The following is an 18,051-nucleotide window of genomic DNA, read 5'->3' as shown; positions in this document are numbered from 1 at the left end:
GCCGATGAGTTCCGAAAGGCAAGCTGTTACTCATCGGACGCCCAGTGTTACCGGGCATGTACTACTTGTTTTATCGTATCCCCGGTTTAGAGCGCCGACTTCTCGGGAAGAGCAAAGTCTAGCGACATCAGATGACTGTTCTGATAGAGATGCACAAATCGCGCCTGGGTTAATCGACAGTGGTGGGCCGTTTCTCTGAGTACCGTTGGTCGACTTGTCACGATTTTTTATCAACCCGCCATTCGCTCGAACTGTCTCTAGCACAATTACTTGCCATAACTAATGTACGGGGCTGGCTTTGTATTGAGGGTTTCCATGAATCGCACCGTTGACGCTGCAGAATTGAATATCCACTTCTCTAAAGATCCGGAAAAAGCCTTGTTCAAGTGGTTCATCGCAAGTTTTTTGATGGGCAAACGAATTCAATCGGCCATCGCGTGTGAGGCTTACCGGGTGATCATCGAACAACATGACCGAGATACACCACGCAAGCTTGCTCATTGCACCCACCGAGAGTTGGTGAAAATGCTCGGCCAGGCGCATTACGTGCGTTATGACGAGTCCACTGCCGATCGCCTGCTCGCGCTGTGCAATAAGCTCAACACTGAATACGCCGGCAGCCTTGGCAGCGTGCATAAGGCCAGCGAAGACCGCGCGGACTTCGAAAAGCGTCTTGCTGCCTTTGACGGCGTGGGGCCGAAGACGGTAGAAATATTCATGCGTGAGGCCGGCAAGGTGCTGTATTGAGCGCCGCGCCAATAATGCGCAACGGTTGTGCGGGCTGGAGCCTGGGACGCGAATACTGGCCTGAGTTTCCTGCTGAAGGAACTCATTTGCAACGCTATTCATCACGATTCGACGCCGTCGAAATCAACAGTTCGTTCTATCGCCCGCACCGTCCGCAGACTTACAGGCATTGGGCGCAATCAGTGCCCGCCAGGTTTCGCTTCTCGGTAAAGATCCCCAAGTCAATAACCCATGAGCAACGCTTGCAAGACTGTGAAGTGTTACTGGATGTGTTTCTTTCCCAGTGCTGTGAGCTCGGCGAAAAACTTGGCTGCCTGCTTATTCAATTGCCGCCCTCGCTCGATTATGTTCCAGGCGTTGCTACACGTTTTTTTACAGCGTTGCGCAGTCGCTACAGCGGTACGCTTGTGATCGAACCGCGCCATGAGTCCTGGCACCAGGCCGAGGCACTCATGATCGAGCAGCGTATTGCGCGAGTCGCCGCCGATCCTTCGCCTGTCAGCATGGGCCAGCTCCCGGGCGGCTGGCCTGGAGCCCGCTACTGGCGGCTGCATGGTTCACCGACTATCTATCACAGCACCTATGGTGCTGACCGATTGAAGCCTCTGGCCCGACAGATGCTGACGTCTGCCGAAGCGGGAGTTGAAACATGGTGCATATTCGATAATACGGCCAGCGGCGCTGCAATCGGTGATGCGCTGTTACTTAACGCAATTAACCATTAACTGACAGTGCGTTAGTTGATCGCCGGTCGTCAGTCATTCGCAACTTGCGGGCGGGTGTCATCCCTCCTTAATGCAAAGTCGTTCTAATTGAACGTGATAGCGCACGCCTGGCAGTTACCCGGGCGCCGCGCCTCTGCCTGCAAAGGCCCGTCTCGCATCAGTCAATCCGTAGCGGTTATCGCCTGCCTGCACTAGCGGTGTTTCAACGCATGGAACGACTGATGACCAATGGAATGAAAAACAATGACGACTGTCAGCAAGATCACTACCGAAAAACCCACCAACCCTGCGGACGCTCAAGCCTGGGAACAGGCTGTACAGCACTCCAGGGAGGTGGGTATCCAGTGGCAGTTACCTGCCGACGACAAACGCTCTGCACAGCAAATCATCGACGATAGCCCGTTGCTTAAAAACCTGGGCGGACGTGGCGACCGCGCAGAAGCGAAGGAAAACCTGATCGCGCAAGTCGGTGACTACACCAAGGATTCGCATGCCGCGTTTCGTGCCGTGCAACTGCTCGAACACATTGAAACCTTCGACGCCAGTGGCAATCGTCTTGCAGGCAAGGACATCGGTAACAACCGCATTGACGGCTACACCAGCAGCAGCGAAGCCCGGCACGGTTCCGAAGCCGGTCGCCTGAAGGATTTCGGCAAGGAGGGATTCGCGAGTCTCAAGGGCACGCTGCATGAAATCAAATCGTCTGCCGACGACCCCGCGGTTCGCGAGCAGGCCGCGAAACTGGGTATTCAATGGCAGCGTCCACAAGGCGATGAACGCGATGCCAGGAGCATCATCGAAGGCGACCCGTTGCTCAGGAACCTTGGTAATCAAAGTGACGTCAGGGACATGCTCAAGGAGCAGGTCGGCGATTTTGATAACGACGCTGATGCCGCCTACAGGGCCACTCAGGTACTGGCGCATATCGAACAGTTCGACGGCAACGGTGCGCGGATTGTCGGCAGCGACGTCGCCAATGGCAGCATCAATGGCTTTACCAAAAGCGGCGAGGCTCGCAACCGCACTGAAGCAGGTCGTTTGCAGGATTTCGGCAAAGAGGGTCTCTCCAGCCTGAAAGGCGAAATGAGCAACGTGTCGGTTGCTGGCGACAACACCCAGGCTCGCGAGCAGGCCGAAGAACTCGGCTTCCTGTGGGAATTGCCCAAGGACGACAAGCGCTCGGCTCAGGACATTATCGATGCCAACCCGCTGCTGAAGGATCTCGGTAACCAGAGCGGCGTCAAGGATATGCTCAAAGAGCGGGTCGGGGATTTCGAAAAAGATGCCAATGCGGCTTTTCGTGCCGTTCAGGTGCTTGACCGGGTGACGATGTACAACGAAAAGGGCGAAATCCAGTTAGGTGGCGATACGTTCAACAGCAGGGTCGATGGCTTCACCAAAGGTGCCGAGGCCAGGCATGGCACCGAAGCGGGCCGTCTGCAGGACTTTGGCAAGCTGGGTTTCGAGTCATTGCCCGAACTAAAGAAAAACGAAGATATCAGCAGTTACAAAGACTTTCTGAAAGCCAGCCCCGATGCTGATGATGCCTCGAAACAGATCGCCAGATACGCCGCGATTCTTGACGAGAACCACGATGCGATCAAGGGTAAGACCGGCTCCGCAGACATGACCGCCGAAGCGCTGACGGCCTACAAGGACGAGCATCCGCAACTCGACAAAGAGGTCAGGGAGGCTCTGGACTTCTGGTCTCAGCCCGGAGCCTTTGCGCTGCTCGACAATGCCAAAAGTCCGCTTGAGCAGGGCAGCGATGGCAAGGCCAGCCGTGGTGATATTCAGGCCTTCATCAAGAACGCCGCACCGAAAGACGTCGGTGCGGTGGGGACGCTACTTGAAGCTGTTTCAGAAGGTAACTTGCTCCACAAGGTCAATACCGATGCATTGAACAAGGACGTGTTCGAGCATCCGCAAAACTACACTGCAGAACAGAAGGCTGCCGTGCTTCAGGAACTCAAGGCCGCTCAAAGCCTGATCATTCAGGGCAGCGGTGCGGGCATGTGGAAAGACGACAAGTCTCAGGTCCAGATTGCCAACAATGTCAGCAGTCATCCAGACCCGCAAAAGCTGCTCGATGATGTCAACGAACATATTGCAACGCTCGAAAAAGACACTGAGGTGGTCAAGTTTTACAACGATAACGCCGCCAGCGAGCTGAGCAAGGTGCTGGAGGGCAGCGACGGTCTCAAGAACGCGCTGCAGAGCACTTATGACAATGAAATCATGACCGGCAAGGGCCTCGACAAGCTGTGGGATGCCAATACCAAGGACGGCAAGACCGATCAGCAGACTGCGTTGGCGCAGTTCTACAGCTCGGCGCAAAGCGTTCAGGAGTCGCTGGGCATAAGCGATCCAGGCAAGATTCAGGAGGCCGTGCAGAAGTCCACTCACAACAAGGATTTCGAATCGTTCTATGAAAAGTCTCTGGTGTCTGGTGAGCGCCTCAAAGAGTTGCTGAAGACCGAAAGCTTCGAAGTGGCGACCAGCCAGTTCAGCATGGAAGTGGCGATGTACAACGCCGCGCTGAACCCGGAGTTCACTGGCAAACACGATGACAAACTGACTGAAAACTACACCACCATTGCTCAGGACAGCGTCTTCAAGGACGCCAGCTTCGAGGACTTGAAGAAGGCCTTTGGCAAGGATGGCAGCGACACACTCGACGAAGCAAAGGTCAGGTCGCTGATCGACCAGATCGGCGAGAGCAATCCCGAATTGCTGACCAACGCTGACGGAAAACCGGCCACGTCCGATCAGATTCTGGGCGTATTCCGGGGTAATTGGGATCTGTTGCGCCAAGGCACCAAGTCCATTTCCGAGTTGGGCCTGTTCAGTGATAACTCATCGATCAAGGCCGCCTCCAGTGCCGGAGTCCTGCATGGTGTCAGCGATCTGTTCATGGCCGGCATCACCATTGCCAAGGGCGCGAATGGTGCTGGAGCCCTGACGGATCGGCAGATCGTCGATATCACTACCGGTTCAGTGCAAAGCGCTACATTGCTGACCGAGGGCGGGGTCAAGAATGTCATCACGAGGTACAAGGACCTCAAGGACACGCTTGAACCGGAAGCTTACAAGAAAATTACTACCAACTTGTCGAAACTGGAAAACGCCGCGAAGGGGTTGGGCGGGCTGGCCGGGGTGGCGGCCGGAGCCTACGGTATTTTCGATGGTGTGAAATCGATCAGACGAGGTGAGCTGGTGGCTGGTGGCATGAGCATTACCGCTGGCTCGCTGGGCGCCATGGCAGGTCTTGCATCTGCAGCGGAAGGCGCGGCGGGCGTCATGCAACTGGCGGGCAGTGTGGTCCGCGCCTTGCCGTTGATCGCCGGCGGCCTTGGGCTTGCCGCCGCCGGAGTGGGCGCTTTGGCGTTGCTGATTCCCGGCATGATCGAGGAAGGCAAGCAGGAGACCCGCGTCGATCGTTTCTCTGACCACCTCAGAGACTACCTGACCCAGTACGAGATCGATGGCGTCAAGAACGGCGACGTTTATGACATACCCGATAGCGAATGGCCGGGCCCCGAGGAAACCACTATCGCTTCCTGATTGAGTCGGAGCAGGCCGGAGCGCCCCGGCTTGAGTCCTGATACTCATCAGAGCACTGGTTAACCCTGCAGCAGGCTGGTCAACGCGTTATCCAGTTGCTCGGCACTGAATGGTTTGGTAACACACTGCCGGTCCAGCCAGGCTTCCGGAATACCGAGACGCCCGTAGCCGGAGCAAAACATGAAGGGGATACCGCGATCGGCAATCACGGTTGCTATCGCAAACGACGTACCGCCGATAATATTGATGTCCAGTATCGCCAGGTCGTAGTCGCCGTCCCGAGCGTACTCGATGCCTTCGCCAAGCGAGCTTGCATGGTAGGCGGTGATGAACCCAAGGTCTTCCAGCGTCATTTCCATCAACATCGCGAGTATGGTCTCGTCTTCCACCAGCAGCACTTTGGGGAGCGAGGTTTCATTTGATTCCGAACTCATGCGCAATCTTCCGGTTTGTCTGGCCAGGGGATCAGCAATGACCAACTTATGCCTGTGCTGGCGAACTGAATATCGACCTTGCCCTTGAGCTCACGCTCTATGCTGCGCTGTATCAGACGAAAGCCAAAGCCTCTCGCCGTGCTCGCAACGACCGGTGGGCCGTCTGTTTCCAGCCAGTCGATTCGCAGAGTGGGCGGGTTGTCTGCGGTGTTCAAGGCAGTAGCCACTGTTACCTGGCCTGTCGATGAGGAGAGCGCGCCGTGTTGCAGGGCATTGGCCATCAATTCATGAAACACCATTGAAAGCGTCAGGGAAACCCGCGGTTCCAGGGTTACCGGATCACCTTTGAACGTGATGTTGCTCCGATCGCCGTCCACACCACGTAGCTGTTCGACAAGATCGATCAGTTCCGTTGATATCCATTCCGCGCGCGCCAGCGCATCGTGCGCCTGGCTCAACGCAAACAGACGTGCATCGAAGCTTTTGCGAAAGGAATCAAGTGAGGCGGAGCTGTTGACGGTCAGAGAAGCAATGGCCTGAACGGTTGCCAGAGTGTTTTTGACCCGGTGGTTAAGCTCGTTCAACAGTCCTGCGCGTGCCAGGCGGTCTTCCATTTGCTGGCGCTCCAGCTTGCTCGATATCGACTGCGCCAGGCGCTGAGTCGTGCCGCTCTGTTTGAGGAACGTCGATTCGCCCACTGTGTCCTGCCCCAGGTGCATGGGCAGAGTGAATGAAAATATGCTGCCGGAATCGAGCGAGCTATCGGCCCACAAGCGCCCGCCGTGAGCGGTGACTATCCCTTGGCAAATATACAGCCCCAGACCATTGCCACGCGGGTTGCCCTCCTTCACGGACCAGTAGCGCTGGAAGATATACGGCAGGTGTTCTTTCGGGATACCGATCCCGTCATCACTGACCTTGAACAGAACTTCGTTGCCTTCGGCGACTGCATCGATGTTGATCCGACCGCCTTTCGGGGTGAATTTGATCGCGTTACCAACCAGGTTCGACAGCACCTGAAAGATTCGCTCCGGGTCGGCGTCGATTACCAGACCGTGTGCAGAGGTGCAGTTGAGTTCGATGTTCTTTTCCGTCGTCAGCATCACCAGAAGGCCGCAGGCTTCTTCCAGCAGGCTGGTGACACTCAGTGCCAGGCGAGACAGCTGATAACGCCCGGCTTCGATCTGCGCAGTGTCCAGCAGATCCTCGAGCAGGCTGTTCATCCGGGTCGTAGCCTTCTCGATGGTGCCCAACGCCCTGCGAATGTTGCGGTTCTCGATGGTCGTGTCGCCGATTGCCCAGCGTTGCATCATGCCGCACTGCATGATGATGATGGACATCGGGTTACGCAGGTCGTGGGAAACCACGGCAACCAGTTCATCACGCAAGCGGACTGCTTCCTGCTCACGCTGCACCTGGCGCTCAAGATCGATTTCCAGGGCAGAGCGGCGAAGATCTTCAGCGCCGTACAGATCTCCCTGTGACCAAGGCATGGCGATGCCTGTGGTCTCTTGCGCCCATACGTCGAAAGACTGCCTCGGGCGCAGGCGATGGCTCGCAGAGTCTACAGGGCTGACGCTGACATGATGGGCCGGGTCGCCGCTCCAGTTCATGGTCGAGGTGAGCTGGGCGCGAAACCACATGACTGCATTGTCGACCGGCTTGGGCAGGGTGAATGCTATGACACCGCTCGCCACCGCTCGATACGTCGCGCTTTCCGGGTTGATCTTCTGCAGGGAGTTTGTGTGAAAAACCCCCAGCCCCTGCAAGCCTTTGGCCTGCTCTGTGAGCCGCTGGCTGCTCAGGCCTTTGTCCCTTATCCAGAGGTACAGTGCGCGCACTTCATCGGCCGTCGGGCAATTGCCGAACAGGTGGAGCCGGTCGTCAATCAGCACAGCGGCACCGTCCGCCAGTGTCAGTGACTGAAGCAGTTCCGGCCTGCTCGGCAGGCCGTCCAGAATATCGTGATCGGCCCGGCTCATGACTTCCGCGAGCTGCCGTAGCAAGACGACTTTCTCCTCCCGCTCACGCTGGATCTGAGTGGCGACGATGGCAGAAATTTTCACTGACAACAGCTGACCAATCATCGCACAGGCATCGCGCAGCTCTCGGGGCACCAGCAGCGGTTCGGGATGACTGCAGGTGATAAGGCCCCACAGTTCACCCCCCACCAACAGCGAGATGCTCATCGATGAGCGGACGCCCATGTTCTTGAGGTATTCGCAATGCACCGGAGACACGCTTCTCAGTGTCGAGAAGCCAAGGTCGAGTGGTTGCCCGGTGGTCGGGCGCAGCGTCGGTACCAAGGGGACCGGAACGTAGGCGGCATCCGGAATGACCCTGATCCAGTTCAAGCGGTACAGCTCTCGCGCCTGGGCAGGAATGTCCGAACCAGGGAAATTCAAGCCGCTGTAACTCGGCAGAGGGCCGGTCAATGCCTGCGCAACAACCTTGCCGTGGCCTTCGGGTTCGAACCGGTAAATCATGACCCGGTCGTGACCGGTAAGCGCCTGAATCTCGTGCACGCCTATATCGAACAGTGTTTCCAGGGTGGTGGCTGCCTGGAGGTTGCGCAATACGCGGGTAATGATTCTGGACTGTTCCCTGGCCGCTTCGACAAAGGGTTCCAGCTCGATAATCAGTACGTCACCGGCACGATGCAGCGAAGCACTGTACTCGACGTCACCCACTGTCAGCTTTATGGGGTCACTGTTTGTGACGCTGAGGTGGCCATAAGCTTGATCGACAAGCATCGAATGATCGGGTGATAACAGCAATGAAAGCGGCTGGCCCAACAGCTCGGCGCTGCTCAGGCCCAGCTCCCTTGCGCAATTGGCGCTGACCTGTTCAATGCGCAGCGGGGCACCTGTCACGCTGAGCAATACGCCATGAGGCTGAATCGCACCGGGTACACGGATCGGCTCACGCGCACATTCGGCAAGCGCGGCTTCGAGAGCTGCATCGGGGCTTGCGTCGAGTGTCTGCTCGATCATTTAGGTGAACTCCAAGGGTGTTTCAGCCGGGAACAGCCAGTCGCTGCTCTTGTGCGTTGGGCAGTCTTGATGCATGACAAGTGGATTGGACAGGTTCAATCAGCCGCAGCAACGAGGGCGGGCGGCGAGGGTGCGAATGGACAGCGCAGGAACTGCGAGGTTGCCGCGAAGTTGCGGCGTAAAGACTTGAGTCGTATGGCTCTGCCGAAAGCGAGAGCCTGGCGGAAGTGAGGCCACCATAACAGGTGCCGGTGTGATGCGTAGCTTTAACGACCTGTTACCGGAAGATTCCTGCCAAAAGGCAGGTCTGGCCGCTTACGGCACTGCCTGCCTGCTCTCCCGAAGCCGAAAAAAGCTGAGAAGGGCGATGGACCTCTCAGTCCTGACCGTTCAACTTACGTTCCAGCTCGCGGTTTTTGGCGCGAAGGGTTTCGGCATCCTGTTCCTTCTCCTTGGTCGATGTCGGAGTAATGACCTTGTCGACGCCCTCTGTGTCGGAATGCTCCCGTGCAATATCCTTGCGAACCACGTCAACCGGCTTTCCGGACTGGTCTTTCGCTGGCGTCGGTATAGAGGGAGAGTGTTCAGCACTTCCACCGGACGGCGTGTCGATACGATTGCTCATTGCAGTTCCTCGCTGTGTGTCGTTTTTATTTGAGGCGCAGGAGACGCGCAGAGTTCGGCATATTTTCAGTCTGTCTAGAAAGGGCCGGAAACTGGCCGCCAAAAAAAAGCCCCGCCAGACAGGGTCTGGCGGGGCTTTGCTTCAAGCTGTACGAGCCTTAAAGTGCCATGTCACTGGCTGGATTGCTTTTCGCTGGCTGGGCAGCTGGCGTTGGCGCAGCGCCAGCCTTGTTGACCGGCGGTGGTGGAGTCAGTTGCAGGACTTCGGACGTGTAAGCCCATTCCTCGGCAACGCGATCCGGGTTGTTGTTCAGCTTGGTGCCATAGCTAGGCACGATCTGGTGCAGTTTTTCCTGCCAGGCCGGAGTTGCTACCTTGTCCTTGAAGACCTTCTCAAGCACGCCCAGCATGATTGGCGCTGCAGTCGAAGCACCTGGCGATGCGCCCAGCAGACCGGCAATCGAGCCGTCCTTGGAAGCAACGATTTCAGTACCTAGCTTCAGTACGCCGCCTTTCTCTTCGTCACGCTTGATGATCTGTACGCGCTGACCGGCTTGCATCAGGCGCCAGTCTTCTTTCTTGGCGTTCGGGAAGTATTCTTTCAGCGCAGCAAAGCGATCGTCGTCAGACATCATCACCTGGCCGGCCAAGTATTCGATCAGCGGATACTGTTCGATACCAACGCGGGTCATTGGCCACACGTTGTGCGTGGTGGTGCTGGTCAGCAGATCGAAGTACGAACCGTTTTTCAGGAACTTCGTCGAGAAGGTCGCGAATGGGCCAAACAGGATTACGCGCTTGCCGTCCAGGACACGAGTGTCCAGGTGAGGAACCGACATGGGTGGCGCGCCGGTGGAAGCAATGCCATAGGCCTTGCCCATATGTTGCATGGCCAGGTCCTGATTTTCAGTGACCAGCCACGAACCGCCGACCGGGAAGCCGCCGTATTCCTTGGCTTCCGGGATGCCCGACTCTTGCAGCAAGTGCAGAGCAGCACCGCCGGCACCGATGAACAGGAACTTGGTGTCGGTTTCGGTGACAGTACCGTCTTTCAGGTTCTTGTACTTGACGCGCCAGGTGCCGTCGTCGTTGTGATTGATGTCTTCGACTTCACTCGACAACTGCAGATTGAAGTTCTGCTTGGCCTTCAGGTTGCCGACGAACTGACGAGTGATCTCGCCGAAGTTGACGTCGGTGCCGATCGGGCTCCAGGTCACGGCCAGCTTCTGCGCCGGGTCACGACCTTCCATCATCAGCGGAACCCACTTCTTGATCTGCTCGTGGTCTTCGGAGAACTGCATGCCGCTGAACAGCGGGCTGGCTTGCAATGCTGCGTAACGCTTGCGCAGGAACTGGATGTTGTTGTCGCCCCACACAAAGCTCATGTGTGGCGTGGAATTGATGAACGAGCGCGGATTCTTCAGGACACCGGTCTTGACTTGCCAGGACCAGAACTGACGCGAAATCTGGAACGCTTCGTTGATTTCGATAGCCTTGGAGATATCGACGTTGCCGTTCTTGTCTTCCGGGGTGTAGTTCAGCTCGGCCAGTGCCGAGTGACCGGTACCGGCGTTGTTCCAGCCGTTGGAGCTTTCTTCTGCAACGCCGTCGAGACGCTCGACCATTTCCATCGACCAGCTCGGCTCCAGCTCATTGAGCCAGACCGCGAGGGTTGCGCTCATGATGCCGCCGCCAACGAGCAGTACGTCGACTTTTTTGGTTTCAGCTGCGTGCACGGGCATGATGCCCATGGAGATGGCCATACCCAGCAGGGCCGTGTTCACTTTCTTAAACATTCTGTCATCCATCTGATAAACGCCATCCGCCGACTGCTCCTGAGGATCTGGCCCGTCACACGCTTCAACGCATGCGACAAACTCTCGCACCTGCAGGGACTAGAGGTGGACATACAAGGCCAATATAATACCGCTCGAGACCTCAATTGATGTCCTGCTGCGCTGGCTTCTTATCATCGTTAGATTCAGCGTCATGAGTGACATTTTGCTCTGTCGGTGTGCTGCAATGTCCGGAAGCCTGTCCGGTCTTACTTGAGCGGAGACACACCTAGTCAGCCTGTTAACGGAGTCTGAGACGCCGCATTTGGGCTCGGAGACACGCGGGATGCATATTTTTTTTGCATGGTGCGTAAATCCGGGTGCCCTTGAGCCAATAGGCAGCATTTTCGCATAAACCGGGCCTCCGTTGCGAGGTGCCATCACCACATCGGGCATCAATGCCCCGATTTAGAAGCCTCAAGACATTACTGACGCTATATATCGTCACTTTCCTGCCAGTCTTTAACAGACAACTACACGCTACGTTGCCACGCGCCTGCCCGCCATCCCGCCATAAAGGGGCAGTGACGTCTGTGAGTGCGCTCCGCCACGTCTTTGGTCACATTCAGTGACCTATTCATGAGTTTTTCTCATTACCGCTAGTAAGCAAGGCTGGCTAATCAGTGCTTGGGCCGGCTGTTAGGGTCAACGATTGGCTTCGCGCAACGGCTGCAATCTCCGGATACAGACGCTCGTCAATGAGTTGGAACTTTAGTTGCGCTGACCAGTTAAACAGTAACCGGTGATAGTTTTTTGGCTTCCATGACCCCTGAGAAAAACAACAGGTCAACGAGTGCAAACATGCCCGGGCTGCTGATCTTTAAAAACGCCCGACGCTTTATGGCAGCGTCGGCTATTACCGAGTGATCCTGATGACCCAATCTGAAAAGCACAAGGAATCTGTTGCCGACAACAGTACCGTGCAGCCTTCGCGCCGTAACTTTTTGAAGTTCGGTGCGTCGGGTATCGCCGCCGCCACGTTGTCTACCTGGATGCCTTCCGACGGCATGCTGCAGGCAGCACCCGCTGCAGCGGTCGCCCCGGTAGTAGAAGACAGCGATGCACCTGCGGCGGGGGAGCATCGTATCCAGCTTAAGGTCAACGGCCAGGTTCACACCCTGAATGTGCCGGCCAACGCGGTTTTGCTTGATGTGTTACGTGACCGTCTGCAACTGACCGGGACCAAAAAGGGCTGCGATCATGGCCAGTGCGGTGCGTGCACGCTGCTGGTGAATGGCGTGGCGATCAACTCCTGCCTGTCCATTGCCGTGCAGCATCAGGGCGACAGCATTACCACCATCGAAGGGCTGGCCGAGAACGGCAAGCTGCATCCGGTTCAGGAAGCCTTCTGGGAACATGACGCCTACCAGTGCGGATACTGCACTTCAGGGCAGATCATGAGCGCTGTCGCGATTCTCAAGGACCCGAATATTCCGTCCGATGACGCCAGTGTCAGAGAAGCCATGAGCGGCAACATCTGCCGTTGCGGAGCCTACAAGAACATCCTGTCGGCCGTGCAGTCGGCGCGTTCGAAAATGGGAGGGGCTGCCTGATGCGAACCTTCGATTACGCGCGGGCTGCTTCGCCCGCACAGGCTGTCATGTCGGCGTCAGGTCAGGGCCAGCGTTTTTACCTGGCTGGCGGCACTACGTTGCTGGATCTGGTCAAACTCGATGTGATGCAGCCGGAGCAACTGGTGGACATCAATCACCTTGCGCTGAAACAGGTCGAATCACTGCTTGACGGGCGTCTGCGCATCGGGGCGCTGGTCAGCAATACCGACCTGGCCAGTCACCCGCTGGTGCAGCAGCGTTATCCGGTGCTGTCCGAAGCGCTGCTCGCTGGCGCATCGACGCAGTTGCGCAACAAGGCCACTACGGCTGGCAACCTCATGCAGCGCGTGCGCTGCCCGTATTTTCGCGACAACGTATCGGCGTGTAACAAGCGTCAACCTGGTTCGGGCTGTGCAGCCATAGGCGGTATGAATCGCAGCGTTCATGCAGTTCTGGGCACTAGCGAGCACTGTATCGCAACACACCCGTCGGACATGTGCGTGGGGATGGCGGCCATTGGTGGGCAAGTTACGGTTCAGGGCGCCAACGGTACTCGGGACATACCCTTTGCCGATTTCCATCTACTGCCTGGCGATACGCCGCAGCGCGAACATGCGCTGGCTCCTCATGAGCTGATCACCTATGTGACGCTTGATGCGCCGCTGGCAGGCGGACGTTCGTCCTATCTGAAGCTGCGCGACCGCACTTCCTACCAGTTCGCACTGGCATCCAGCGCCGTGATTCTGGTGATGGACGGCAAGCGCATCACCGATGCGCGAATTGCGTTGGGCGGAGTGGGCACCAAGCCGTGGCGCGCCGTCGAGGCCGAGCGGGCGCTGATTGGTCAGCGCGCCGACCTGGCCACCTTCGCCAAAGTGGCAAAGTTGGCTATGAAGGATTCCCGCGCACATGAACACAACGCCTTCAAGATCCCGCTGGGTCAGCAGGTCATCGTCCGCAATCTTCGCGACCTTACGGCCTAGGAATTTCTCATGAGCGAAAACATTATCGGTACGCCGCAGCGTCGCATCGACGGCGGCAAGAAAGTCAGCGGTGAGGCACGTTACGCCGCAGACCACCCCATGGGCCAGATGCTCTATGCCTACGGGGTCTACAGCACGATTGCCAATGGCCGTGTGATTGCTGTCGACGATCGTCAAGCGAAGACCATGCCCGGGGTGGTCGACGTGTTTCATCACGGCAATTTCCCCACGCTGCACCGCACCCCGAATACCAAGCTGAGCTTCGACAAGATGCTTTCGGCAAGCAAAGCCGACGAGCATCGGCTGCCGTTCGAGGATGATCGGGTTTACTATCCTGGCCAGTTTGTCGCACTGGTGGTCGCTGAAAGCTTCGAGCAGGCGAGGGCAGCGGCGCAGCGTGTGGCCGTCGACTATGACGAGCGCCCGGCGGTCAGGGATTTGCAGGAAGGCATGCGCGTCAATGGCGTTCGTGATGGCGGCGCGGGACATGACCGCGGCAACCCGGACGCCGCATTTCAGAGCGCCAGAAATCAGCTCGACCAGACCTACACGACACCGGTTGAAGTGCATAACCCGATGGAGATGCATGCCAGCACTGCATGGTGGCAGGACGGCAAGCTTTTCGTTTATGAAAGCACTCAGGGCGTGGTCAACCATCGCAACCTGTTGGCCAACGTTTTTGACCTGTCGCCTGACCGGGTGGAAGTGCGAGCGCCATTCATAGGCTCCGGTTTTGGCGGCAAGCTCTGGCCGTGGCCGCATTCGGTGGCCGCCTGTGCCGCCGCCAGGGTGACTGGTCGCCCGGTGCAACTGGTGCTGCCTCGTGCGCAAATGTTCACCACCGTAGGCCATCGTCCGGAAACCCGTCAGCGCTTGCGCCTGGCCACCGATGCCGGCGGCAAGCTGGTGTCGATCCGCCACGAGTCGTTCAACAACACTTCCATGCTTGATGACTACACCGAAAACTGTGGGGGTGTCACCAAAAGCCTCTACTCCTGCGACAACGTGTTGGTCAGCCACAAGATAAGCTCTATCAACCGTGGTACGCCCACATCGATGCGTGCGCCGGGCGCAGCGCCTGGCCTGTTTGCGCTGGAGTCAGCGATCGACGAAATGGCCCTCGCCAGTGGCATGGACCCGCTGGCGTTTCGCAAGCTGAATCTGTCTGATATGGACCAGAGCATGGGGCTGCCGTGGTCGAGTAATCACTTGCCGGAAGCCATCGACAAGGCCGCCGAACGTTTCGGCTGGCAGGCACGCAAGGCGCAAGTCGGTTCGATGCGTGAAGGCGACGAGATTATCGGCTATGGCATGGGCGCGTGTAACTGGGAGGCCTATCAGGTGCCTACCGAGGCACGGGTCATCCTGCGCGCTGATGGCACAGCGTTGGTGCAGTGCGGTTTGCAGGATATCGGCACCGGGACCTACACCATTGTGGCGCAGACCGTGAGCCAGCTGACCGGCATCCCGATGGAGCTGGTCGAAGTGGAACTGGGCAGTTCGTCGTTCCCGGCAGGCCCGGTTTCCGGTGGCTCGTGGGTGACGGCCAGCGTGATGCCGGCGGTTGCCGGTGCCACGCGGGAGGCGTTGCAGAAGCTGCGCCAGTACGCAGTCGGCAAGGATGCGATGTTTGCCGGGAAGGACGCTGAGTCGATCAAGGTCGAAAACGCTCAGTTGGTGCTGGGCGAACAGCGCACGAGCTTTGTCGACGTGCTGAAAGGGCAGCGTCTGTCACGCGCCGAAGGCAACTTTCACAGCGGTATGCCCGAGGCGGGCAAGCATTCTTTTCGGTCATTCGGTGTGCATTTTGTCGAAGTGCGCTGGGACCCGGGCATTTCCAGCCTGCGGGTGTCCAGGGTGGTCAGCGCAATCGACGTCGGCAAGGTAGTCAACCCGCTGGCAGCACGCAATCAGGTCGAGGGCGCGATTGTCATGGGCATCGGTATGGCGCTGTTCGAGGCTGCTGAGTACGACCCGCGCAGTGGCATGCCGGTCAACAACAACTACGCCGAATACGTGGTGCCGGTGCATGCGGATCAGCCAGACATTGATGTGCTTTTGCTCGACTACCCGGATTACAACCTGGGCGAATTCGGCGCACGCGGCATTGGCGAGATCGGTGTAACCGGTCTGGCCGCCGCAGTGGCCAATGCGGTCTATCACGCCACTGGTAAACGGGTGCGCAGTCTGCCCATCACCAAGGAAAAACTGATGGCAGGGTTGTAACGATGAAGCAGCTCGATTTGCAGGTTGTGCAACAAGCACGTGACTGGCTGGCAAGCGGCAAACCTGTCTGGTTGTGCACGGTGCTCTCGACCTTTGGCTCGGCGCCGCGCGGCCCGGGGGCAATGCTGGTGGCGCTGAATAGTGGCGAGCACCGCGGCTCGTTGTCCGGCGGCTGTGTGGAAGAGGATTTTCTCGAACGGGTCGCCGCCGGGCAGTTTCAGCCAGTCAATCAGGTGGTTCGTTATGGCGACGGTGGGTACGCACCCACGCGCGCCTTGCCGTGTGGCGGTGTGCTGGATGTATTGATTGAATGCATTACGCCAAGTCCCGAAGCCGACGCGCATCTGGCGGCCCTAGAACAAGCCTTGGCCGGACGTGAGCTGGTGAGCAGAGAGGTGCAACTGGGCGGCGCGCAGAGAAACGTCGGGCCCGCCGTTCTGGGCGAGGCGCGGGTGCAGGTAGACGGTGAGCGCATCAGTATCCGGATGGGGGCGGTTTATCGCGTGCTGCTTGCCGGGTTGTCACCGGTGGCCGAGTTCTGCGCCAGTTTTGCTGTCGCGATGGGCTACGAAGTGATCGTCTGTGACCCGCGTACCGAAGTCACTGCCGGGTTCTCGATGCCAGGCGTCGAGGTGCGCGGCGTGTTACCCGCCGTTTTCATTGCCGAAGGTGGCTGTCACAGCTCGACTGCGGTGCTGGCATTGACTCATGACCCGAAGCTGGACGACCTGAGCATGCTGGAGGCAGTGCGCACCGAAGCGTTTTACATCGGTGCGATGGGCTCGATGCGTACCAGCAGCAAGCGCATCGAGCGTCTTGCGCGAATCGGTGGGCTGGAGGCCGATGCGCTGGAGCGCATCCATGCTCCCATCGGCCTTAATCTGGGCAGCAAGACACCTGCGGAAATTGCGATCGCGGTAATGGCCGATATTCTGCGGGTTGCCAACGGTGTCAGTCGTGGTGATCTGTAAGGGCTTGCCGGCAGGCCATTGCCAGGGCTGATGGGGTGTCTGCATCACGCAGTACGCCGGAGTCGTTACAATCCATTACATCGCACAACTCGGGGTTGTTGATGATCAGGGCCTTGGCGCCCTGATCGCCCTCAAGTGTCGCCAGCGTCGTCCAGAACTGTCGTCCGATGATCACCGGATGGCCTCGCTTGCCTTCATGCATCGGCAGGGCAATGCGTGACGGGTCTGCCAGCCTGACCAGATCGCGCAGTGTCTGCGGCTTTATCCAGGGCATGTCCGCGAGCAGTACCGCTACGGCATCGGCTTGCGAGTTCGATACCGCTGCAACTGCGCTGGCCAGGCTGTGGCCCATACCCATATCAGCCTTTTCGCTGCGAATGATCGTTACGCCTGCCGGAACACCCATTGCCCGGGCATCATCGTCTGCGCGAAGCACCACCCCCACATTGCTGAATACTTCGCAGGCGTTTTCGACACTCGCCGTGAACAGCGTTCGTCCGCAAGGCAGCAGTGCCTGCCGCTTGTCGCTGCCAAAGCGTCTGCTGCGGCCTGCTGCGAGAATCAGGGCGAACACTTCAGGGTTCTGGCTGTCTATGCTGCTCAATCCGATGCCTTATGAGTAGGTGTGAAAGAAGGGGATCGCGGTGCGTTTCAATCGCACGCAGGATGCCTTATTTCGCTGCTCTGCCGGTAGCGGTACGAATCATGTTTGCGAGGGTTTCAAGTGGACAATCACATTCGTCCTGTCGAGCTGGAAAAAGCCTACCGCCTGCTCAATCACGGGCCGACCGTGCTGGTCTCGTCCAGCCACGAGGGCGTTCATAACGTCATGGCTGCGGCCTGGGCCTGTGCGCTGGATTTTTCGCCGCCCAAGGTGACGCTGGTGATCGACAAGATGACCAAGACACGCGGTCTGGTTGAGAAAAGCGGATATTTTGCCTTGCAGGTGCCCAATCTGGATCAGTTGCAGATGACCTTCGATGTTGGCACCCAGAGCAAAGTCTTCATCCCGGACAAACTGGACAAGGCTAACGTGGACCTGTTTCGTATCGAGGATCACGACACCCCGCTGGTGGCCGGATGCTCTGCCTGGCTGATTTGCAAGGTCATTGCGGAGCCCCATAACCAGCAGACCTACGACTTGTTCATTGGCGAAGTAACAGGTGCCTGGGCCGACACCCGTGTGTTCAATGACGGGCACTGGGAATTCGAGAAAGCCGACCCGAAATGGCGCAGCCTGCACTACGTCGCAGGCGGGCACTTCTACACGATTGGCGAGCCTGCGATTGTGGCAGTGGGCGACGAATAATCGCCCCTGACTTGCGCAACATCGGACGCAGAGCGTCGCACGACAGTCGATCCTCAAGCTCCAGCGCGGGAATGCCTGTCGTAACGC

The 18,051-nt window shown here is 58.1% G+C and carries 13 protein-coding genes; 8 read left to right on the top strand and 5 right to left on the bottom strand.

The window, feature by feature from the left end:
* Positions 1-315: 315 nt before the first annotated feature.
* From I9H09_RS13670 to I9H09_RS13660, 3 genes are all read left to right on the top strand, one after another.
* A complete protein-coding gene (locus tag I9H09_RS13670; RefSeq protein ID WP_122346434.1) occupies positions 316-747 on the top strand; it encodes an HhH-GDP family DNA glycosylase in 432 nt (143 codons plus the stop codon).
* A gap of 14 nt (positions 748-761) precedes the next feature.
* Complete coding sequence (locus I9H09_RS13665; RefSeq protein WP_122346433.1) at positions 762-1,472, top strand: DUF72 domain-containing protein; 711 nt, start codon at positions 762-764, stop codon at positions 1,470-1,472.
* Positions 1,473-1,715: 243 nt separating this feature from the next.
* Positions 1,716-5,036 (top strand): type III effector HrpK domain-containing protein, encoded by a 3,321-nt coding sequence (locus I9H09_RS13660; protein WP_248972571.1) that lies wholly within the window; start codon positions 1,716-1,718, stop codon positions 5,034-5,036.
* 59 nt (positions 5,037-5,095) lie between these two features.
* On the opposite strand, the gene I9H09_RS13655 is transcribed toward I9H09_RS13660, so the two are convergent.
* The 4 genes from I9H09_RS13655 to mqo all read right to left on the bottom strand — a co-directional run bounded on the left by I9H09_RS13655 (position 5,096) and on the right by mqo (position 10,883).
* On the bottom strand, positions 5,096-5,470 hold the full coding sequence (locus tag I9H09_RS13655; RefSeq protein ID WP_005893048.1) for a response regulator: 375 nt from the start codon (positions 5,468-5,470) through the stop codon (positions 5,096-5,098).
* The gene (locus I9H09_RS13650; RefSeq protein ID WP_122312808.1) at positions 5,467-8,463 is read right to left on the bottom strand and encodes an ATP-binding protein; all 2,997 of its coding nucleotides are present in this window, start codon (positions 8,461-8,463) and stop codon (positions 5,467-5,469) included. The genes I9H09_RS13655 and I9H09_RS13650 overlap by 4 nt, the downstream gene beginning before the upstream one ends.
* A gap of 376 nt (positions 8,464-8,839) precedes the next feature.
* The gene (locus tag I9H09_RS13645; RefSeq protein ID WP_054997152.1) at positions 8,840-9,088 is read right to left on the bottom strand and encodes a hypothetical protein; all 249 of its coding nucleotides are present in this window, start codon (positions 9,086-9,088) and stop codon (positions 8,840-8,842) included.
* A gap of 157 nt (positions 9,089-9,245) precedes the next feature.
* The gene (gene mqo / locus I9H09_RS13640; RefSeq protein ID WP_183142389.1) at positions 9,246-10,883 is read right to left on the bottom strand and encodes a malate dehydrogenase (quinone); all 1,638 of its coding nucleotides are present in this window, start codon (positions 10,881-10,883) and stop codon (positions 9,246-9,248) included.
* Positions 10,884-11,794: 911 nt separating this feature from the next.
* On the opposite strand from mqo, the gene I9H09_RS13635 reads away from it, so the two are divergent.
* Genes I9H09_RS13635 through I9H09_RS13620 form a run of 4 tightly spaced genes read left to right on the top strand, consistent with a single transcriptional unit; the run spans position 11,795 to position 16,655 of the window.
* Positions 11,795-12,475 carry a (2Fe-2S)-binding protein gene (locus tag I9H09_RS13635; protein ID WP_005893043.1) on the top strand — a complete coding sequence of 227 codons (681 nt, stop codon included), beginning with the start codon at positions 11,795-11,797 and terminating at the stop codon, positions 12,473-12,475.
* Entirely contained in the window at positions 12,475-13,458 is a 984-nt protein-coding gene (locus I9H09_RS13630) for an FAD binding domain-containing protein (RefSeq protein ID WP_122324237.1), read from the top strand. Before I9H09_RS13635 ends, I9H09_RS13630 begins: the two co-directional genes overlap by 1 nt.
* A 9-nt stretch (positions 13,459-13,467) precedes the next feature.
* Positions 13,468-15,684: a xanthine dehydrogenase family protein molybdopterin-binding subunit gene (locus I9H09_RS13625; protein ID WP_122324239.1), complete on the top strand. Its 2,217-nt coding sequence runs from the start codon at positions 13,468-13,470 to the stop codon at positions 15,682-15,684.
* Positions 15,685-15,686: 2 nt separating this feature from the next.
* Positions 15,687-16,655 carry an XdhC family protein gene (locus I9H09_RS13620; protein WP_122312805.1) on the top strand — a complete coding sequence of 323 codons (969 nt, stop codon included), beginning with the start codon at positions 15,687-15,689 and terminating at the stop codon, positions 16,653-16,655.
* Here I9H09_RS13620 and I9H09_RS13615 read toward each other — a convergent pair.
* Positions 16,636-17,259, bottom strand: a complete 624-nt coding sequence (locus I9H09_RS13615; protein ID WP_122324240.1) for a nucleotidyltransferase family protein — start codon at positions 17,257-17,259, stop codon at positions 16,636-16,638. The two genes, I9H09_RS13620 and I9H09_RS13615, sit on opposite strands and share 20 nt — an antisense overlap.
* A gap of 120 nt (positions 17,260-17,379) precedes the next feature.
* Here I9H09_RS13615 and I9H09_RS13610 point away from each other — a divergent pair, with 120 nt between their 5' ends.
* Positions 17,380-17,964 carry a flavin reductase family protein gene (locus tag I9H09_RS13610; RefSeq protein ID WP_122324241.1) on the top strand — a complete coding sequence of 195 codons (585 nt, stop codon included), beginning with the start codon at positions 17,380-17,382 and terminating at the stop codon, positions 17,962-17,964.
* Positions 17,965-18,051: the final 87 nt, after the last annotated feature.

This window comes from Pseudomonas tremae (assembly GCF_023278125.1).
Lineage (GTDB): Bacteria > Pseudomonadota > Gammaproteobacteria > Pseudomonadales > Pseudomonadaceae > Aquipseudomonas > Aquipseudomonas tremae.
The sequence above is the reverse complement of the archived record's forward strand: the minus strand, read 5'-3'. Positions and strand labels throughout refer to the sequence as shown.